This is a genomic window from Mesorhizobium zhangyense (assembly GCF_011045115.1).
GTDB lineage: Bacteria > Pseudomonadota > Alphaproteobacteria > Rhizobiales > Rhizobiaceae > Mesorhizobium_M > Mesorhizobium_M zhangyense.
In genome coordinates this window covers 151,988-169,715 of the sequence record NZ_JAAKZG010000004.1, presented here as the reverse complement: position 1 = coordinate 169,715, position 17,728 = coordinate 151,988, and the positions used below count along the sequence as shown (strand labels likewise).

Genomic DNA, 17,728 nt, shown 5'->3' with positions numbered 1-17,728 from the left:
GCCGCGGTTCAAAGGACAGCCTCGATCAGGAATGGTCCGCGCTTTGCGCAGGCCGTCTTCAGGAGGTCGGCGAAGGCCTCGGCAGTCTCGGCGCGTGCCGCTTCAACGCCCATGCTTCCCGCCATCTTTACCCAGTCGAGATGCGGGTCGTCGAGATCCAGCATGCGGCTGGCGTTTCGGCCTGGCGTGCCGGCGCCGACCTGGCGCAGTTCGCCGTGCAGGATCGCATAGCGGCGGTTGGCAAAAACGATCGTCAGCGTATCAAGCCGCTCCCGTGCCTGTGTCCACAGGGCCTGGACCGTATACATGCCGCTGCCATCCGCCTGGAGGGTGATCACCTTGCGGTCGGGGCAGGCGATTGCCGCGCCCGTGGCAAGCGGAAGGCCGATGCCGATCGCGCCGCCGGTGAGTTGCAAGAAATCATGCGGCTCCGCGCCATAGGTGCTGCGGAAAAAGTCGCGACCAGAAGAAACGGATTCATCGCAGATGATGGCATTCGCGGGCATGTGGTGCGCCAGCGCAACGGCGATGGCCTCGGGCGTGAGCTTGCCGCGAACGGGCTCCGGCTGCCAGCGTTTCGCCAGCCGCGCCTCGATGGTTGCGCCGGGCCCAGTTTCGTCGGCAAGCGCATCGATTGCGGCGATGATGTCCGCGCCCGGCTCGGCGAGATCCATGACCTGGCAGTTGTCCGTCAGCATGCTGCTTGGCTTTCCCGGATAGGCGAAGAAGCCGACCGGTGCCTTGGCCCCGACCAGCACGACGAGATCGGTGTCTGCGAATGCAGCGACAGCGTGCTCGACCACATAGGGTACGCGGTCGAGCTGAACCCGTCCGGCGCCACGCTCCATACGTCCGTTGGACTGCTGCGCCATCAGGCGGGCATTCGTTATCTGCGCAATCCTGTCAAGCGTGCGCAGCGGCGCGTCCCGCAAGGCGGCCCCGGTTACCAGGATGGTCGGGTTGCGCGCATTGCGCAAAGCTTCCGCCGCGGCCCGAATTTGCGCCTGATCGAGAGGCTGTGAGCCTTCCGGCACGATCACGCTCGGCAAGTCCGAAGAGGTCGTGTCGGTCCAGGCAGCGTCGGCAGGCAGGATCATCGTTGCGATGCCGCCGGGAAGCTTGCGGGCCGCGCGGATAGCGTCCTCGGTCACCTTGCCAACGGAGTCGGCGTCCGTAGCGCGCCCGACCCAGTGCGACATCGGCCGCGCCAGCGACTCGATGTCGGAGGTGAGCGGTGCATCGTATTTCAGGTGATAGGTGGCATGCTCGCCGACCACATTGACCATCGGCGTGCGCGCGCGCCTGGCATTGTGCAGATTGGCAAGGCCGTTGGCGAGGCCCGGCCCGAGATGCAGTAGCGTCGCCGCGGGCTTATCCGCCATGCGTGCATAGCCGTCGGCTGCCCCGGTCACCACGCCTTCGAAAAGGCCGAGCACGCATCTCATCAGTGGCTGCCTGTCGAGGGCCGCTACGAAATGCATTTCCGAGGTGCCCGGATTGGCGAAGCAGACATCGATGTCGTTGGCGAGCAGCGTCTCGCACAGAAGATCGGCACCGTTCATCAGGCGCATTCCTTTCGAAGTTCCGTTGCCCGGTCGCCGAGAACGCCAAGCTCTTCCCACAGAGGAGACACAGCGTCGACAAGACGCGAGAAGATGTCGAATTTTTGTGCGGCGTAGTCCGCGACCTGACCGGTGTCCGGCTCGATCCGCGCATCCGGCGCACCGATCCAGTGCGATGCGAGCTCGCTGGAAGTCGCCCAACCGAGTGTTACCGCCGCAATTGCGCCGAGACCGCGCAGGCCGGCATGGGCGCCGGCCATCGATTGCACCGGAGCGTTCATGGTTGTAGCCAGGAATTTGCCGAAGTCCGGGTCCGCGGCAAGCCCGCCGCCGAGTGCCATTTCGCCGTCGGCATGGCCCATCATGTCGTGGCTCTTGCGCGCAACGAAGGCGAGCGCTTCCCGCGCCGCCCAGGCGAGTTCCTCCGGGCGCGTGGCGGCGGAGAGGCCGAAGGCAGCACCGCTTGCATGCGGCGAGGTGTATGGCGCACGTTCGCCGCCAGGCTCGAAAAACGGGTGAAGAACCACATTAGAATAGGTGGGCTTGCAGCTGCCAGCGCCATCCTGACCGAGAAGACCGGCGATATGACGAAAGAGTGTCGCGCCGTTGAAGCTCGGATGGAAGCAGAGAAAGCCTTCGCCGAGAACGAATTTCTGAACCATCGCGCCGGCCGGCTTTTCCGGCATCTGCAGCGGGTCCAGAAGGTGGCGCGCGTGAATCGCGCTCGTGCCGAAGATCGAAGCACGCGCAACGCCCGGGCGTGTGCCGAGGCCAAGGCCGATCAGCGTTGCCTGCACGTCGCCGGGGCCGAGCAGCACAGGCAGGCCGGCGGGCAGCCCCAATGCAGCGGCGACATCATTTGTAAGGCCGGCAGAGCATTGACCGACCTCTTCCAATTCCGGAAGAAGCTCGATGCCGCGCTCAAGCCCCAGTGTCTCTTGTGCAATGCGCGTGAGTTTGCCCGTACGCCAGTCGCCCCAGACCGGGAGGACCGCACTCGGCTCGGCCTTGAGGGCACCTGTGAGACAAAGAAAGAGCCATTCCTTCAGGCGCAGCGCATGGCTGATGCGGCGCAACCTCTCGGGATCGTTCTGCTGCAGCCATAGAAGATGCAGGCTTTGCGAGGCTGCGGTCGGCTGCGAAAAGGTGACAGCTTCGATCGCCTCAAAGCTGCCGTCGCGACGGTACTCGGACGCCAGCGAACGGGCGCGGCCGTCGAGCCAGGTGATGGCGTTTCCAACCGGTAGACCGTCTGTGTCGATCGGCCAGAGGCCGTCGCCCTGTCCGGTGAGAATCAGGGCCTCTATCTTGCCGCCAGCCTTTGCGGCGCATTCTTCAATCGCGGCAAAAACATCCCCCCGCGTCGTAAGCATATCCTGCTCGACGCGGCTGCCGTCGCGGCGAAGGGCGGAGTTGTCGCGCTGCGCCGTCGCGACAAGACGGCCCCCTCGATCGAAGGCGCCAGCCTTGACCGCGGTCGTTCCGGAATCGAGACAGATCAGCACGGATGGCCCTCGAATCGCTTGACTTACCCTCGCTTAGGAGGCCTGACGCAGTCCCTCAAGCGCTTTCGTGCTTTGCTGGCCGTAGGTCTTGAACTTCTCCAGCACGTCCGCGATCTCAGCGTCGGACAGGACCGGCGGCTCGCCGAGAGGCAAGCAGAGCAGATATTCCTGCGCCAGCTGCTCGACGGTTACCGCCAGCGCAAGGGCGCGGGCGATGGAGACATGTGCGGTGATCACCCCATGATGCGCCATCAGGCAGGCCCTGCGGCCTTCGAGCGCCTTCACGACCTGATCGGCCAGTTCCTGCGATCCGAAGATTTCATAAGGGGCGCAGCGGATCGTCGGACCGCCGGCAGCCGCAATGGAATAGTGGATGGCCGGGATGTCCTTGCGCAGGATAGAAACGCTGGTCGCATAGACGGAATGCGTGTGAACCACCGCATTCAGGTCCGGTCGTGCCTTGAGGATATCGCGGTGGAACCGCCATTCGCTGGAAGGTAGGACATCGCCCTCATAGGTCGCATCCCAGTTCATGGCGACGACATGATCCGGCGTCAGCTTCTCATAGGGGATGCCGGTCGGCGAGATCAGGAAGCCATTGCCATGGCGCACGCTGATATTACCCGCCGTGCCCTTGTTGATGCCCAGACGGTTCATGCTGCGGCAGGCTTCGATCAACTCCGTGCGCAGGGAAAGTTCTTCACTCATGGCTTTGCTCACTTGGTCGGGTAGAGGGGAGGTTGGCCGTCGAGGATACGCCCGATATCTTCGGCGATCATGTCGGCGGCCTTGATGATGGAGTAGCGTGACGCTCCGGCGATGTGTGGCGACAGCGTCACATTCGGCAACTTCAGCAGAGGCAAATCAGCGGGCGGCGGCTCTGGATCGAACGTGTCGAGCGCCGCGCCCTTGAGGTGGCCGGAGACGAGGGCATCATAAAGGGCTGCGTAATCCAGCACCTGCCCGCGCGTCGTGTTCACGATGTAGGAGCCGGGCTTCATCATCTCGATCCGTGCCCTGCCGATCATGCCCTTCGTCTCGGGCGTGACGCGCGGGTGAAGCGTGACGACGTCGGCGCTGCGCAACAGATCGTCGAGTTCTACCTTCTCAATGCCAGCGGCGCGGTCTTCGTCGGTGAGCTGCTTGAATGGATCGGACACCAGTATCCTGCAGCCGAACGGGCGAAGCAGGCGCGCGACGCGGGTGCCGATATCGCCATAGCCGACGATTCCGACGGTCAGCTCGCAAAGCTCCGGGCCGGTATGGTCGAAATGATAGAAGTCGCGCTTGAACTCGCCGCTCGCCACCGACAGATGGCCGCGAATGAGATTGCGGGTTTCGGCAAGCAGCGACGCGACGGTGAATTCGGCAACCGCCGAGGCGTTGCGGCCGGGCGTGTTGATGACGGTGACGCCGCGCTCGCGCGCTGCCGGCATCTCGATGTTCACCGGCCCACCGCGCGACACCGCGATTATCTTCAGCTTTGGCGCATGGGACAGGCTATCCGACGTAACCGGTGCCAGATGCGTGACGAGAATATCGACATCGGAGAGGAACTCGAAATAGTGCTCCGGTCGTCCGACGAACTCGGCCACCGGCAGCACAGGGTCACGCTTGGTCGACTGCACCTTGAGCGGCCAGTCGAGGATCATGTTCTTGTAGGTGACGGGCCGTTCGCCGAGGCGTTTCTGCAGTGCTTCCTCGAAAAAGCGCGGCTGCATGAAGCCGTCGCCGATGGTGCCGATGGTCAGTGTTTCGCTCGCCATCTCTCTTCCTCAGGCAGTCTTGGCGCGGGTTGGCTTGACCGGGTCATGACCGGGCAGAACCTCGCTGTAGCGGTCGTGGTCGATGGCGAGTGCATCGAGAATCTCACCGGTATGCTCTGCAAAGCGTGGCGGCGCCATGCGGTAACTTGCCGGGGTGCGCGACAGCTTGATCGGGCTGCCGGTGCCGCGATAGGCGCCGATATCCACCACCATTTCGCGATGCTTGGTGTGCGGGTCGGCGACGACCTGGTCGATGCTGCGCACCGCGCCGCAGGGTACGCCGGCCTTGATCAGCGTGTCTGCAAGCGGGTTGCACTCATGCGCCGCAAGAGCCTTTTCCAGTTCGATCTTGAGTGCATCGCGGTTGACATTGCGCTCGCCGTTCGAGGCAAACCGGGGATCCTCCGGCAGATCCTCACGCCCGATGGTGCGGCACAAGGTCGAGAACTGCCGGTTGTTGCCGACGGCCAGGAAGATCGGGTCTGTGCCCGTGGCGAAAGTGTCGTAGGGACAGATGTTGGGATGTGCATTGCCAGAGGGGGCAGCGACTTTGCCCGAGAGATAAAAATTCGGCAGATGGGGATGCAGCAGCGACACGCCGCAATCATAGAGCGTCGTTTCGACGAACTGGCCCTTGCCGCTGGTTGCGCGCTCGTTGAGCGCCATCATGATGCCGATGACGGCGTTGAGGCCCGTCACCATGTCCACCACAGGCAGGCCGACGCGGAGTGGAGCGCCGCCCAGTTCGCCATTGACGCTCATGATGCCGCAGGAGGCCTGGATGGCCGCATCATAACCGGGTAGGCCACCTAGAGGACCGTCGGCACCGAAACCTGAGACACGGCAGTGAACGAGGCGCGGAAAACGACGCTCGATCTCCTCGCGGCCGAGCCCCCAGCGCTCAAGCGTTCCGGTCTTGAAGTTCTCGATGAAGACATCCGCACCTTCGAGCATGCGTGCGAGCAGTTCGAGGCCCGCCGGCTGCGACATGTCGAGCGCCATGCCGCGTTTGTTGCGGTTCAGGCCAAGAAAATAGCTTGCTGTCTCGTCGAGAAAGGGTGGCCCCCAGCCGCGCGTCTCGTCGCCTGCCGGCGGTTCGATCTTGATGACGTCGGCGCCATGGTCGGCCAGGACCTGACCGGCATAGGGACCGCCCAGCACGCGGCTGGCATCGATCACCTTGAGATTGGCTAGTGAACCGTGGTTAGGCGTCATATGCATGCATTCCAGTCATCAGGCGGAGGTGGCCCCAGCCGAGATTTCCCGGCGCATCTGTGCGGCGAAATCCGGATAGGTTTCATGAAGCTCGTCCAGCACCCGGCCGCGCAACAGTTTTAGCGTGGCTGCATCCGGGGTAGGGGTGATCGAGAGATCGTCGTTATGGTCAAACTCAAACCCGGTCGCTTCCTTGATTTCTTTGAGCGAGTGGCCGGGGTGGACACTCTCCAGCCGAAATCCGGGACGTGTGCGATCGAAACTGAACAGCCCCTTGCCCGTCAAAAGCGCGTAGGGCCCGCCGGTGCGGTAGACGCCAGGCTCACTGACACCGGGCGCGCTGATGAAATCGACGCGGTCGACGAAAACACGGGGCGTGTGCTCCTCGCGAAACAGGATCACGCGCGGCACGACGAAGTAGAGATAGGCAGAACCAAAGGAACCCGGCCAGCGCACGCTCGACCGGGGGTAATCGCCGACGCCGACGAGGTTGATGTTGCCCACCCCGTCGATCTGCCCGCCACCAAGGAAAAAGGCGTCGATACGCCCTTGTCCGGCACAGTCGAACAGTTCGGCCGAACCGTTGGTGAAGAAATTGTGTTCGACCGAGCCCAGGATCGAGACACGCACCTTTTCGGCGCGCATCTCGTCCTTGAGTGCGCGCAGCAACATCGCGCCCGCGGCCGGTATGGGGGAGGATGCGCCGACCGCGACGTGCCGGCTGCCGTCCAGCAATTTGGCGATCGAGCAGATCAGGATTTCGCGGGCAGAAACGGGCGCCGTCATTGGGCAGGCTCCGTAACGGCGCCGCTCATATAGGCAGCAAACCCCTCGGCAGTGCGCGCGGCCTTGGCGTAGCGCAGGAGTTCGGCCGTGTCGGTCTGGTATTCGCCCCACAGGCCGTAAGGCCAGGCGCCGCGCGGCGCGACGGCGATCTCGCTCACATAGAGCGCAGGAAGGGTACCCGCCGCCAACGTTTCGCTGGCGAGCAGGCTTTCGTCGACGATGCGCTCCACGGTCACGAAGGTCATTTTCGACGCATAGGCCATCGCAGCGAGTTCACGCCTCCGGCCGATCCAGACATTTCCGAAGCGATCGGCCATCGGCGCATGAAAGATGGCGATGTCAGGATGGATCGCCGGGATCAGCACGATCGGGTCGCCGCTTTGCGCGAAAGGATTGTCGATGACGCGCCAGTCGTCGCGGTTCTTGAGAATGTCCGTACCGATCAATCCACGCATGGCCGTAAACGGGCTGCCTTTCTGCGCCGCCATCAGGCCGGCATGGATGGCCGGGCAGGTCGCATCGCGCAGGCCGATGGAGCCGTCCCTCACGGCTTGATTGAAACGCGGCGCGCCTCCGGCTTCGCCAAGCGACACCGCACTTGTCTCCACCGAACGCACCAAGCCGGCGCCGACCAGCATATCGACCTGCAGGCCGCCGGTCGGCACGCAGACGAGATCGAGATCGCTCGCGCCATGATCTATGATCGGCCGGGTCATCGCCATCGAGACACCGGCATAGTCCACCGGCAGTGCGATGCGCATTCCAGGCTCGATCTGCCTGGCCAAAGCCTCCAGGTCAGTGTGCACGATTTCCTCCCGAGCCTTGAAGGCTCACCACGGTTCATCCGAACCTATCAGCAAATTTGTTCTACAATATAGAACGTTATTCTGAAAAATAGCATAGCCGTAGCATTTGCTTTCTGTCAATCGGGCAATCGGGGCCGTAAACACGGTCTTCGATGGAGCCGCAACGAATGCCGTTGTTTCGATTGAATAATTCCCTCGAATTCGCTGGATTGCAGACCGTGCTTGACAAGCTGATCGTCCGCCCCGAAGATAAATGCGGAACTGTGTTCTATATTATAGAACGCTGGGAGGAGAAAAGATGACGGACGGATTGGCGGGGCGCGCAGAGCGCCGGCAACATATTGCCGAACAGGCTGGCAACTCTTCTGGACGTGTCTTCCAGGCAATAGGCAGTAGCATCGAAGTTGCGAACGTCACCAAGCGTTACGGACCTTTCTGTGCCGCCGACGACATCAGCCTGACGATACAACCCGGTGAATTCATCACCCTTCTGGGCCCCAGCGGCAGCGGCAAGACCACGCTGCTGAACCTGATTGCCGGTTTTCAGAAGCTCGACAGCGGCGAGATTCTGGTCGACGGCAAGCCGATCCATCACGTTCCGACCCACAGGCGTGGATTCGGAATGGTCTTCCAGAGCTATGCTCTCTTTCCCAACATGACGGTGTCGCAGAATGTTGGCTTCCCGCTCCGTATGGCCGGCATGGACCGTGAGACGACGGAGCGTCGCGTCGCCGAGACGCTCGAGATCATGCGCCTTTCCGAACATGCCCTGAAGACGCCCTCGCAGATGAGTGGCGGCCAGCAGCAGCGTGTCGCTATTGCAAGAGCGATCGTCATGCGCCCCAAAGTGGTGCTCATGGACGAACCGCTCAGCGCACTCGATCGCCGTCTGCGCGAATCCATCCAGATCGAAATCCGCGAACTCCACCAGACGATCGGCAGCACCATTCTCTTCGTCACCCACGATCAGGGCGAGGCGCTGACCATGAGCGACCGCATCGCTGTGCTCGACGCCGGAAAGATCGTTCAGGTCGCAACTCCAGTGGAACTCTATCGCCACCCGGAAACGCGCTTCGTTGCGTCTTTCGTCGGCGAATCGAACCTGATCGAAGCCGAGATCGTCCAGAAGCGCGGCTCGACCATGACCTTGAAGAACAAGGCCGGCTACGTCTTCAATGCCGAAAGCCGCAATGCGATCGACGTCGGCCGCGCCACGGTTCTGGTCCGGCCGGAACGGATCGCCATCTCAAACGAGCCTGCGTCCAACACCACGCAAGCGACCGTTACATCGGCCATTTTCCTGGGCGAAATCCTTCGTATCGAAGCGAAGATGGAAAGCGGCGAGACGCTGCTCATCCGTTGCTCGGACATCGCCGGCCGCGCCATGCCTTCGCCGGGCGACACCATTCATGTCAGCTGGGGTGCGGAAGACTGCTGGGTGCTCGCATGAGTATGGCGGTCGCGGGTTCGTTGCGCGGCGCGCGCGCGGCGTCCTTTTCGGAACAGCTAAGGAAGCCGGTGTGGCTGCTTGTGCCGGCTGCATGTTTTCTTGCCTTCATTTACCTGCTTCCGCTGTTCGATCTCGTCCGGATCAGCCTCAGCGGACCGAGCTGGGCGACGCATTTCGAGCGCGTCTTCGCCGTCTCGCTTTATTGGGACTCTCTCGTCCGCACGATCAAGATATCGGCGACGGTCGCCTTCCTGTGCCTTCTCTTCGGATATCCCACGGCCCTGCTGATCCATCGTAGCAAGGGCATCGTACAGGTGCTGATAGCAACGGCGATCGTGCTTCCCTATTTCATCGCCATCCTCATTCGCACCTATGCCTGGATGGTGCTGCTCGGCCGCAACGGACCGATCAACAAGCTGGCGATCTGGCTCGGCATTCTCGATGAGCCTGCGCAGCTGTTGTTCAACCGAGGAAGCGTTCTTCTCGGCATGACCGCGGTCCTGCTGCCCTTGATGGTCCTGAGCATCTATTCGAGCGTCTCGCGGCTCGATCCGAGCCTCAAGCGCGCAGCCCTTGCAAGCGGCGCCGGCCCGCTGGCCGTGTTCTGGCGCGTGCTGCTGCCGCTCACGCTTCCGGGCATCGGCGCAGGGGTGCTTATCGTATTCGTTACCGCACTCGGGTTCTTCATCACGCCGACCCTTCTCGGCGGCCCAGCCGACCAGATGTTTGCAATGCACATCACGCAGCAGGCCGACTTCGCGACGAGCGAAGGCTTTCTGCAGGCACTAGCCGTCGTGCTTCTCACGATCACGCTCGGCGTAGTGGCGGTTGCCGGAAAATTCCTCGGCTACGAGTTCATCTGGGGAGGCGGCAAGCTCGTTGAGGCGACGCCCACACCATCCGAAACCCGCGGGCGTGACAAGAGCGCCCGCCAGCGCTCCATCGGCACATTCTTCGCCGACGCGATAGGCTGGCCGCTGTTGCGCCTCGTTGGGCGGCTTCCGGCAAGCTTCGGCACGTGGACCGTGCGTCTTATGGGCGGCTTCGTCGTCCTGGCGCTGATGGTGCCGATCATCGTGGTCATGATCATTTCCTTCAGCAAGGCGAGTTTTCTCACCTTCCCGCCGCCCGGTTTCTCCCTGCGCTGGTACGAAAAATTCTTCTCCGATCCCGAGTGGATGGCCGCGTTCTTCAACTCCCTGACGATCGCGCTGATGTCTTCCGCACTTGCCGTGACGCTTGGAACCGCGGCGGCGATGGGCGTCGTTCGCGGCACCTTCAAGGGCAAGACGGCCGTCATGCTGCTTCTGGTCAGCCCGGTGATCGTACCACCGGTGGTGCTCGGCCTGTCGCTCTACAGCCTGTTCCTGCGCTTCGACATGGTCGGCACCACCTGGGGCCTGGCCGCTGCCCATGCAATTGGAGGCATTCCGCTCGTGGTGGTGGTCATCGCCGCGTCTCTGCAGGGCGTCGACCCAAGGCTTGAGCAGGCTGCCGCGGTTCACGGCGCTTCGCCGTTGCGGGTGTTTCGCACCGTAACCTTGCCGGCGATCGCGCCGGGCGTGGCCGCCGCCGCCTTCTTTGCGTTCCTGCATTCGTTTGACGAGCTCGTGCTCTCGCTCTTCCTGTCGAGCGCGCAGCTCAAAACGCTGCCGCTCAGGCTGTGGGCGGATGTGAATTATCAGCTCAACCCCGTTCTGGCCGTCGTCTCGACGCTCGAGGTGTTGCTGGTGGTGGGTGGAATCGCCCTGGCGCGACCCGTGCTTGCACGATCTCGCGGGGCGATTTGAGAGAACAGATTTCAATCGGAGGGAAATGAAGCATGACTTTTACAAGCAGATGGAAGCGCCTCGCATCCGGCATCGCCGGCACTGCACTTTTGACCATGGCAGCCGGTGCTGCCTTTGCGCAGGACAATGTCGTCATCATGCAGGACCCGGGCGGCGCTTATGGCGAAGCTCTGCGCCAGGTCATGTATGACCCGTTCGAGAAAGAGACCGGCATCAAGGTCGTCACCGTGCAGGAAGCCCGCAGCGGGCCGCGCATCAAGGCGCAGGTGGAAGCAGGCAAGACCGAGTGGGACCTGACCTTCATCTTCGACCAGGAGACGAAGCTGCTCGGCGATTGCTGCCTCGCCGACATCGACTATTCCAAGCTTTCCGAGGGCGCACAAAAGACGCTCGCTTCCATGCCTGACAATCTGAAGCGCCCGAAGGGCATCGCGCTCCAGGTCATTGGCGTCACGTTAGCTTACCAGACCGAAAAATACACTGCCGAAACGCCGCAGAACTGGGCCGACTTCTGGAATGTCGAAAAGTTTCCCGGCAAGCGCTGCCTGCCGGCATGGCCGCGATTCGTGTTCGAGGCGGCCTTGATGGCCGATGGCGTCGAGAAGGAAAAGCTCTATCCGATCGACATGGAACGCGCGCTGAAGAAGATCGCCGAGATCAAGCCGCATGTCTCGAAGTGGTGGACGACCGCCGCCCAGGCACCGCAGCTGCTGCTCGATGGTGAAGCCGACATGTGCATGGCCTACGCCGGCCGCATCAACAACCTCATCGTTGTCGAGGGCGCTCCGGTCAACATGACCTGGAACGAGGGCTTCGTCTATTACGACTTCTTCTCGATCCCGAAGGGTTCGCCGCACTACGATAACGCGCTGAAGCTGCTGTCCTACCGCCTTGATGCCGAACGCGCGGCCGAACTCACCACGCTCTATCCCGTGGCCGTTCCTTCGCCGCTCGTTTTCGCAGCCGCGGATCCGAAAGTCAGTCTTTACTGGGCCAATAATCCGGAGAACGTCGCCAAGGCTATCGAGTGGAGCCCGGACTATTGGGGCGCCCCTTCACCCGACGGCAAATCGACCAATGAGGAATACGGCCAGGAAAAGCTGAACGAACTTCTTGCTCAATAAGACCTGAAAACCAGTGGCCGCAGCAGGAACATTGCTGCGGCCGTTGCGGTTGGAACCATTCGACCACCGTGTTAGAGCGAAGCGGGAAGAGTTACTCAACGGTTGCGGAATGGACAAAGCCTTCATCAAGGGACTACGCCTCCTCGAGACGCTCGCGACCAGCGAAGTGCCTCGAGGCGTGACCGACCTTGCCACCGAACTCAAATTCACCAAGAGCAACGTCCACCGCCTGCTCGTGACGCTGCAGGAGCAAGGTTACGTGCGCCAGCTCCCGCCCTACAGCACCTACGAGCTGACCACGAAGATGTGGGAACTGGGCAATCATGTGGTTCGCCGCATGGACCTGACCAAGGTCGCGCGCCCGGCAATGACCAAGCTCGCCGAGATCACCGGCGAGACCGTGCATCTGTCGGTGCTGGATGATACCGACGTGATCTACCTCGACAAGATCGAGAGCGCCCATCATATCCGCGCCCACACCAGCGTCGGATCGCGCGCCCCGGCCTTCACCGTCGCCACGGGCAAGGCAATGCTTGCCCAGATGCCCGACAGTTATCTTGAGCGCTTCCAGCCGCATCTGAAGCACTATACGGACACGACCCGCACGACTGTAGAAGAGTTGAAGCAGGATATCGAGCTTGTGCGCCAGCAAGGCTATGCGGCCGTTCTGCATGGCGAATGGCGCGATGGCATCGCAGCCGTTGCATGCGCTGTCCTCGGCCGCTCGGGCGAACTCGTCGGGGCGATCGGCATGTCCGGCCCCGATTCACGCATCAAGCGCAAACAGCTCAAGCAGTTCTCCGTCGACGTGATGGAGGCTGCCCGTACCATCGGCATTGCTCTCGGCTACAGCGACCATCGTTGAACATTCTACCGCCGAGCCAGGGAACAGGCGACGATAGACTCTTCAAAGTTGTTGCCGTTCGCGAGCTTATCGTTGTGTCGACCAGCCGTAGCGATCATCAAGCGCGTCATAGGCCGAAAGTCCGGTCAGTTCGCTGAACTGCGCATAAGTGACCATGTCGCTTTGACGGTTCTTGGGCGTGCCGTCCCGCTTCATGGCCGTAAGCGTGTCTTCCACCGCCTTGACGGCACTGAACAGGGCCGACAGTGCATAAAAGACCACGTTGAAGCCCATTTCCTGCAGATCGGCAGCGGTGAGCGCGATGGTTTCGTTGCCGTCGACGATGCTGACGACCTTCGGGCCGGAAACATGCTTTGCGACGGCTTCGACGTCGGCAATCTTCTTGATGCCGTCGACAAAGACGAGGTCAGCGCCGGCATCCTGGTAGAGCTTGGCGCGGCGAATGGCCTCGTCGATGCCTTCGCTCTGGATCGCGTCGGTACGGGCGATGATCAGAAGCGGGTTCTGCTTTCGCGATTCGACCGCGCACTGAAGCCGGCGGACATTCTCCTCGGCCGAAATGACGCGAACGCCGGCGCGCTGGCCGCAGCGCTTGGGAAGCTGCTGGTCTTCGAGATGGATCGCGGCGACACCGGCCTGGATGTATTCTTCAACCGTGCGCATGATGTTTGCCGGGCCGCCATAGCCGGTATCGGCATCGGCGATGATCGGAATGTCGACCGCCCGGGCCATATCGCGCGCATGGGTGGTCATTTCCGTCTGGCTGAGCAGGCCGATGTCCGGCAATCCGAGCCGTGAAGCGGTGGCGCCGAAGCCGGTCATGTAGACGGCGGGGAAACCGGCGCGCTGCACCATCCGGGCAACGAGCGGGTCGGGCGCGCCCGGAGCCTGAATGATGGTGCCGCTGTCGATGAGTGCTTTGAGTTCGAGGGCCTTGCTCATGATCAGGTTCTTTCCCTTACGTGTTTTTATCGGCCGCCTGAAACGTCCAGCACTACGCCGGTGATGTAGGCGGCTCCATCAGAAAGCAGCCAGACGGCGGCATCGGCGACTTCCTCGGCCGTTCCCAGCCGCTTCAGCGGAATGAGATTGGCCATGGCCTCGATGCTGGCCGGATCGGCGAACACATCCTTCTGGATTTCCGTGTTGATGACGCCCGGCGCCAGCGCGTTGACGCGGACATGGGGGGCGAGTTCCTTTGCCAGTGCGTAGGTAAAGGACGCCGCTGCTCCCTTTGTCGTGGCATAGGCTATGTTTCCGACCATGCCGCCCGTGCGGGCGGCGATCGAGGACAGGTTGACGATCGAGCGGCTGGACTCTGCGCCCGATGCGCGGATGAAGGCGCTGGAAACGTAGAACATGCTCTTTAGATTGACCGCAAGAACACGATCCAGCTCGTCGCCGTCGAAATCCTGGACAGTCATGCGCTGACCGATGATGCCGGCATTGTTCAGCAGATGATCGACGCCGCCCCAGGCACGGGTGAGTTCGTCCATGGCTTTCGAGACGGCGGCCTTGTCGGAAACATTGACCGATCGCGTCAAGACACGGTCGCCATAGCGTTCCTGGCATTCATCGAGGCGCTCTTTCTGGATATCCCAGATGGCAACTTTGGCGCCCAGGCCGACAAGCTTGCCGGCAACCGCATACCCTATGCCGGACGCACCGCCGGTCACCAACGCTACGCGATCCCTGAAGAATGCAGATTGCACTGCATGCGGCTGCAAATGCTGCATTGGCTTCTCCCTATGCCTAGTGGTTTGACGAAATTTCGCCGCACCAAACGTCAGCGCCTGTCAAATGTCAACTAGGGTTCTAGTTTATGTACCCCACTTGTGCGTTTCAATTTTTGGACATATAGCGTGCGTCGGGAGAGGTCTGCCGAGGCAGGCCCGTTTGTTTTTTCAAGGGAGGTTGCCAATGGCCGATGCCATTCACGCCGCAAGCGCGTCCATCGATACCAGTCTTCGCGATCGCACCATCAAGAAGTTGAACCTTCGGATCGTGCTGTTCTGTTTCATATGCTTCATCATCAACTATCTCGATCGCGTGAATATCGGCTTCGCCGCCCTTCACATGAACGCGGATATCGGGCTGATGCCCTATATGTTCGGTCTTGGCGCCGGCATTTTCTTCATCGGCTATATGGCCTTTGAAATTCCGAGCAACATGATCCTGCACAAGGTCGGGCCTCGCATCTGGATTGCCCGCATCATGGTGACATGGGGCATCGTTTCCTGCGCCATGGCCTTCGTCCAGGGCCCGACCTCCTTCTACATCCTGCGCTTTCTGCTCGGTGTCGCGGAAGCGGGTTTTGCACCTGGCGTGCTGCTGTACCTGACCTACTGGTATCCGGCGAAGGAGAGGGGGCGTGCAACAGCGCTTTTCATGGCGGCCACAGTGCTCTCCATCGTTATCGGCGCGCCGATTTCTGGTTGGCTGATCGAGGCCGGCGAGGGGCTTTTCGGTCTTCACGGCTGGCAGGCGATGTTCATCCTTGAAGGCCTGCCTGCGGTGCTGCTTGGCATCGTCACCTTCTTCTATCTGGTCGATTCTCCGCAAAAGGACAGAAAGTGGCTGGCTGAAGACGAGAAGGCCTGGCTGCTGCGCGAACTCGCGGCTGATCAAAAGAATGCGCCGGCAGACACGCGTCACAGCCTGCGTGAGATTTTCAGAGACTACCGTGTCTGGATGTTGACCATCGTCTATATGTTCAACGGTATCGCCGTGTATGGCGTGATCATGTGGCTGCCGCAGATCGTCAAGAGCATTGGTGATCTGACCACGATGCAGGCTGGTTTCGTCTCGGCGATCCCGTTTGTGTTCGCAGCACTTGGCCTTGTCTTCATTTCGCGGAATTCCGACCGCACCGGCGAGCGCAAGATCCATACCGCCATTGCGGGTCTTTTCGGCGGCCTGTTCCTGGCGGCCTCTGCGCTGGCGCCTAATGCCTATATTGGCCTGCTTCTGCTCTGTGCCTGCGCGTTCTTCCTGTGGTCCTATCTCGGGGTCTTCTGGACGCTGCCGACACAGTTCCTGAGCGGTGCTGCGGCAGCAGGCGGACTGGCTGCGATCAACGGTTTCGCGCAGATCGGCGGTTTCACAGGCCCGTACATCGTCGGCTGGGTGAAGACGTCCACCGACAGCTTCTCGCTGGCTCTGCTGACGCTGTCGGTATTCCCGATCATCGGCTTCTTCGTTTGCATGAGCCTGAAAGCGCGGCGGGACTAGACGATCATTGGTGCCAGCGGCTACGACAGGCCGCTGGCACAACTTTTTTGAACAAGCGATCGAGCGGGAGCGGAATGCGAAGACCGACTGCGAAATCCGAACCGGGCCTGGCGGTCACGATTGCCGACAAAATCCGCGTTGCCATCGTCGACGCGGAATTCGAGTTTGGCGAGAACCTTTCAGAGGATACGCTGGCTACTGCCTTCGAGGTGAGCCGCACACCGGTTCGCGAAGCGCTCAATCTGCTGCAGATAGAAGGCCTGGTAAATATCGTTCCGAAATCCGGAACTTACGTTTTCACGCCGACGCTGGATGATATCGCCGAGCTTTGCGACTACCGTACCGGGCTGGAGCAGCAGGCCATCGCCCTGACGCCGGCGGCGGACATCGCGGAGACGATCGTCCATTTGCAAAAGCAGCTGGCGATGATGACCGATGCGGTGGCCGCGGAGGACATGCAGGCATACGGGCGCGCCGATACCGAATTCCACCTCGCTTTCTTTCACAGCTGCGGCAACCGCTATCTGCAACAGGCTTACAATATGATCCTCGGGCGCGTCGCAGCGCTTCGGACGCATCTGGCCATGAAGGCGGAAGGTGAACCTGACCGCTCGTTCAAGGATCATGCGACCATGATCGAACTGCTGGCGGACGAAAAGCGCGATGAACTGGCCACGATGCTGCAGGCTCACATCCTGCGGACAAAGGACAATTACATCAATGCCTTCGAGCAGTTTGCTGCTGATCGAGGCAATGGCCGCACCGCACGGCTCCGGCGGCGGCTGGCAATCGCCAGCTGACGCCACAGACCTGAAGCGGGGTCAGGCTTCGTCGACGCCCATCTCGCGCAGGGCATTTTCATAAGCCGATGCAGCACGCAATATGTGCTGCCTGAGCGTCTTGTTCATCTGGGCGAGCTTCCCCTCCGAGAAGGCCGCGACCATCTGCAGGTGCTCGTCAAATGAGGTCGCCTGCTCATTGGCATGGGAAGCCGAGAGATGCGCGCGCAGGGCGGCGATCCGGCCCGAAACCGTATGATAGGCGTTCGCCAGGTAAGCGTTGTTGCAGTTGGCGAAAAAGCTCTCGTGAAACTCGGTATCGGCGCGCGCATAGGCCTTTCCGTCTCCTGCCGCTCGCGCGGCGCGCATCGCCTCCACTGTCGCCTTCATGGATTGCACAGTGGCTTCAGGAGCATGCGTGTGGCAGCGGCGTACGGCTTCCATCTCCAGCGTCAGGCGGAATGAGGCCAGCTGTTCGGCGTCCGCAAGCGTAGGCTTGAAGACGAAGGTACCTTTCTTCGGCACGATAACCACCAGCCCCTGCGTCTGCAGGCGTGTCAGCGCCTCGCGCATCGGCGTTCGGCTGACCCCCATCGACAGGCCCATGCTGTCTTCCGGCAGAGCCTGTCCGAAAGCGAGTTCGGCATTGATGATGGCGTTGCGGATGCGGTCCTCGACTATGGAGGACAGCGATTTCGGGAGATCGATCTGAAGATCGGGGAGCATGCTGTGGCAACCTGGTTGTATTCGGCGGAGATGTGTTCCCCTCGCGATTCGATCGCGAAGCGAATGCCCATCATCCACTCCCACCTACAAGAAAATCGGTGCTTTGACCAAGACAAATTATGT

At 61.6% G+C, this 17,728-nt stretch carries 16 protein-coding genes; 6 read left to right on the top strand and 10 right to left on the bottom strand.

All coding sequences use genetic code 11. From position 1 onward, the window contains the following. Nucleotides 1-8 precede the first annotated feature (8 nt). The 7 genes from G6N74_RS10735 to G6N74_RS10705 are packed head-to-tail and all read right to left on the bottom strand — an operon-like array spanning nt 9 to nt 7,640. Nucleotides 9-1,562, bottom strand: coding sequence for an acetolactate synthase large subunit (locus G6N74_RS10735; protein ID WP_165117099.1), 1,554 nt, complete (start codon nt 1,560-1,562; stop codon nt 9-11). Further along, nucleotides 1,562-3,067 carry an FGGY family carbohydrate kinase gene (locus G6N74_RS10730; protein WP_312857859.1) on the bottom strand — a complete coding sequence of 502 codons (1,506 nt, stop codon included), beginning with the start codon at nt 3,065-3,067 and terminating at the stop codon, nt 1,562-1,564. Before G6N74_RS10730 ends, G6N74_RS10735 begins: the two co-directional genes overlap by 1 nt. Nucleotides 3,068-3,100: 33 nt before the next feature. Then, nucleotides 3,101-3,775: an L-fuculose-phosphate aldolase gene (locus G6N74_RS10725; RefSeq protein WP_091910685.1), complete on the bottom strand. Its 675-nt coding sequence runs from the start codon at nt 3,773-3,775 to the stop codon at nt 3,101-3,103. An 8-nt stretch (nt 3,776-3,783) separates the two neighbouring features. Next, nucleotides 3,784-4,833: a 2-hydroxyacid dehydrogenase gene (locus G6N74_RS10720; protein ID WP_165117097.1), complete on the bottom strand. Its 1,050-nt coding sequence runs from the start codon at nt 4,831-4,833 to the stop codon at nt 3,784-3,786. A gap of 9 nt (nt 4,834-4,842) precedes the next feature. Then, on the bottom strand, nt 4,843-6,048 hold the full coding sequence (locus tag G6N74_RS10715; RefSeq protein WP_165117095.1) for a CaiB/BaiF CoA transferase family protein: 1,206 nt from the start codon (nt 6,046-6,048) through the stop codon (nt 4,843-4,845). Nucleotides 6,049-6,066: 18 nt separating this feature from the next. Next, nucleotides 6,067-6,834 carry a CoA transferase gene (locus G6N74_RS10710; protein WP_165117093.1) on the bottom strand — a complete coding sequence of 256 codons (768 nt, stop codon included), beginning with the start codon at nt 6,832-6,834 and terminating at the stop codon, nt 6,067-6,069. Further along, nucleotides 6,831-7,640, bottom strand: coding sequence for a CoA transferase subunit A (locus tag G6N74_RS10705; protein ID WP_165117091.1), 810 nt, complete (start codon nt 7,638-7,640; stop codon nt 6,831-6,833). Before G6N74_RS10705 ends, G6N74_RS10710 begins: the two co-directional genes overlap by 4 nt. A 298-nt stretch (nt 7,641-7,938) precedes the next feature. On the opposite strand from G6N74_RS10705, the gene G6N74_RS10700 reads away from it, so the two are divergent. From G6N74_RS10700 to G6N74_RS10685, 4 genes are all read left to right on the top strand, one after another. Continuing rightward, nucleotides 7,939-9,090, top strand: a complete 1,152-nt coding sequence (locus G6N74_RS10700; protein WP_165117089.1) for an ABC transporter ATP-binding protein — start codon at nt 7,939-7,941, stop codon at nt 9,088-9,090. Further along, the gene (locus G6N74_RS10695; RefSeq protein ID WP_246245714.1) at nt 9,087-10,880 is read left to right on the top strand and encodes an ABC transporter permease subunit; all 1,794 of its coding nucleotides are present in this window, start codon (nt 9,087-9,089) and stop codon (nt 10,878-10,880) included. Before G6N74_RS10700 ends, G6N74_RS10695 begins: the two co-directional genes overlap by 4 nt. A gap of 32 nt (nt 10,881-10,912) precedes the next feature. After that, nucleotides 10,913-12,004 carry an extracellular solute-binding protein gene (locus tag G6N74_RS10690; protein WP_165117087.1) on the top strand — a complete coding sequence of 364 codons (1,092 nt, stop codon included), beginning with the start codon at nt 10,913-10,915 and terminating at the stop codon, nt 12,002-12,004. A gap of 109 nt (nt 12,005-12,113) precedes the next feature. Continuing rightward, on the top strand, nt 12,114-12,869 hold the full coding sequence (locus tag G6N74_RS10685; RefSeq protein WP_165117086.1) for an IclR family transcriptional regulator: 756 nt from the start codon (nt 12,114-12,116) through the stop codon (nt 12,867-12,869). Between the two features lie 66 nt (nt 12,870-12,935). Here G6N74_RS10685 and G6N74_RS10680 read toward each other — a convergent pair whose 3' ends face one another. Both G6N74_RS10680 and G6N74_RS10675 read right to left on the bottom strand, forming a co-directional pair. Further along, the gene (locus G6N74_RS10680; protein WP_165117085.1) at nt 12,936-13,811 is read right to left on the bottom strand and encodes an isocitrate lyase/PEP mutase family protein; all 876 of its coding nucleotides are present in this window, start codon (nt 13,809-13,811) and stop codon (nt 12,936-12,938) included. A 26-nt stretch (nt 13,812-13,837) separates the two neighbouring features. Then, a complete protein-coding gene (locus tag G6N74_RS10675; protein ID WP_165117084.1) occupies nt 13,838-14,605 on the bottom strand; it encodes an SDR family NAD(P)-dependent oxidoreductase in 768 nt (255 codons plus the stop codon). A 184-nt stretch (nt 14,606-14,789) separates the two neighbouring features. On the opposite strand from G6N74_RS10675, the gene G6N74_RS10670 reads away from it, so the two are divergent. Next, nucleotides 14,790-16,100, top strand: coding sequence for an MFS transporter (locus G6N74_RS10670; RefSeq protein WP_165117083.1), 1,311 nt, complete (start codon nt 14,790-14,792; stop codon nt 16,098-16,100). Between the two features lie 74 nt (nt 16,101-16,174). Then, nucleotides 16,175-16,900 (top strand): GntR family transcriptional regulator, encoded by a 726-nt coding sequence (locus tag G6N74_RS10665; protein WP_165117082.1) that lies wholly within the window; start codon nt 16,175-16,177, stop codon nt 16,898-16,900. A gap of 21 nt (nt 16,901-16,921) precedes the next feature. Here the strand turns inward: G6N74_RS10665 and G6N74_RS10660 are convergent, their stop codons facing one another. Further along, nucleotides 16,922-17,605 (bottom strand): GntR family transcriptional regulator, encoded by a 684-nt coding sequence (locus G6N74_RS10660; RefSeq protein ID WP_165117081.1) that lies wholly within the window; start codon nt 17,603-17,605, stop codon nt 16,922-16,924. Nucleotides 17,606-17,728: the final 123 nt, after the last annotated feature.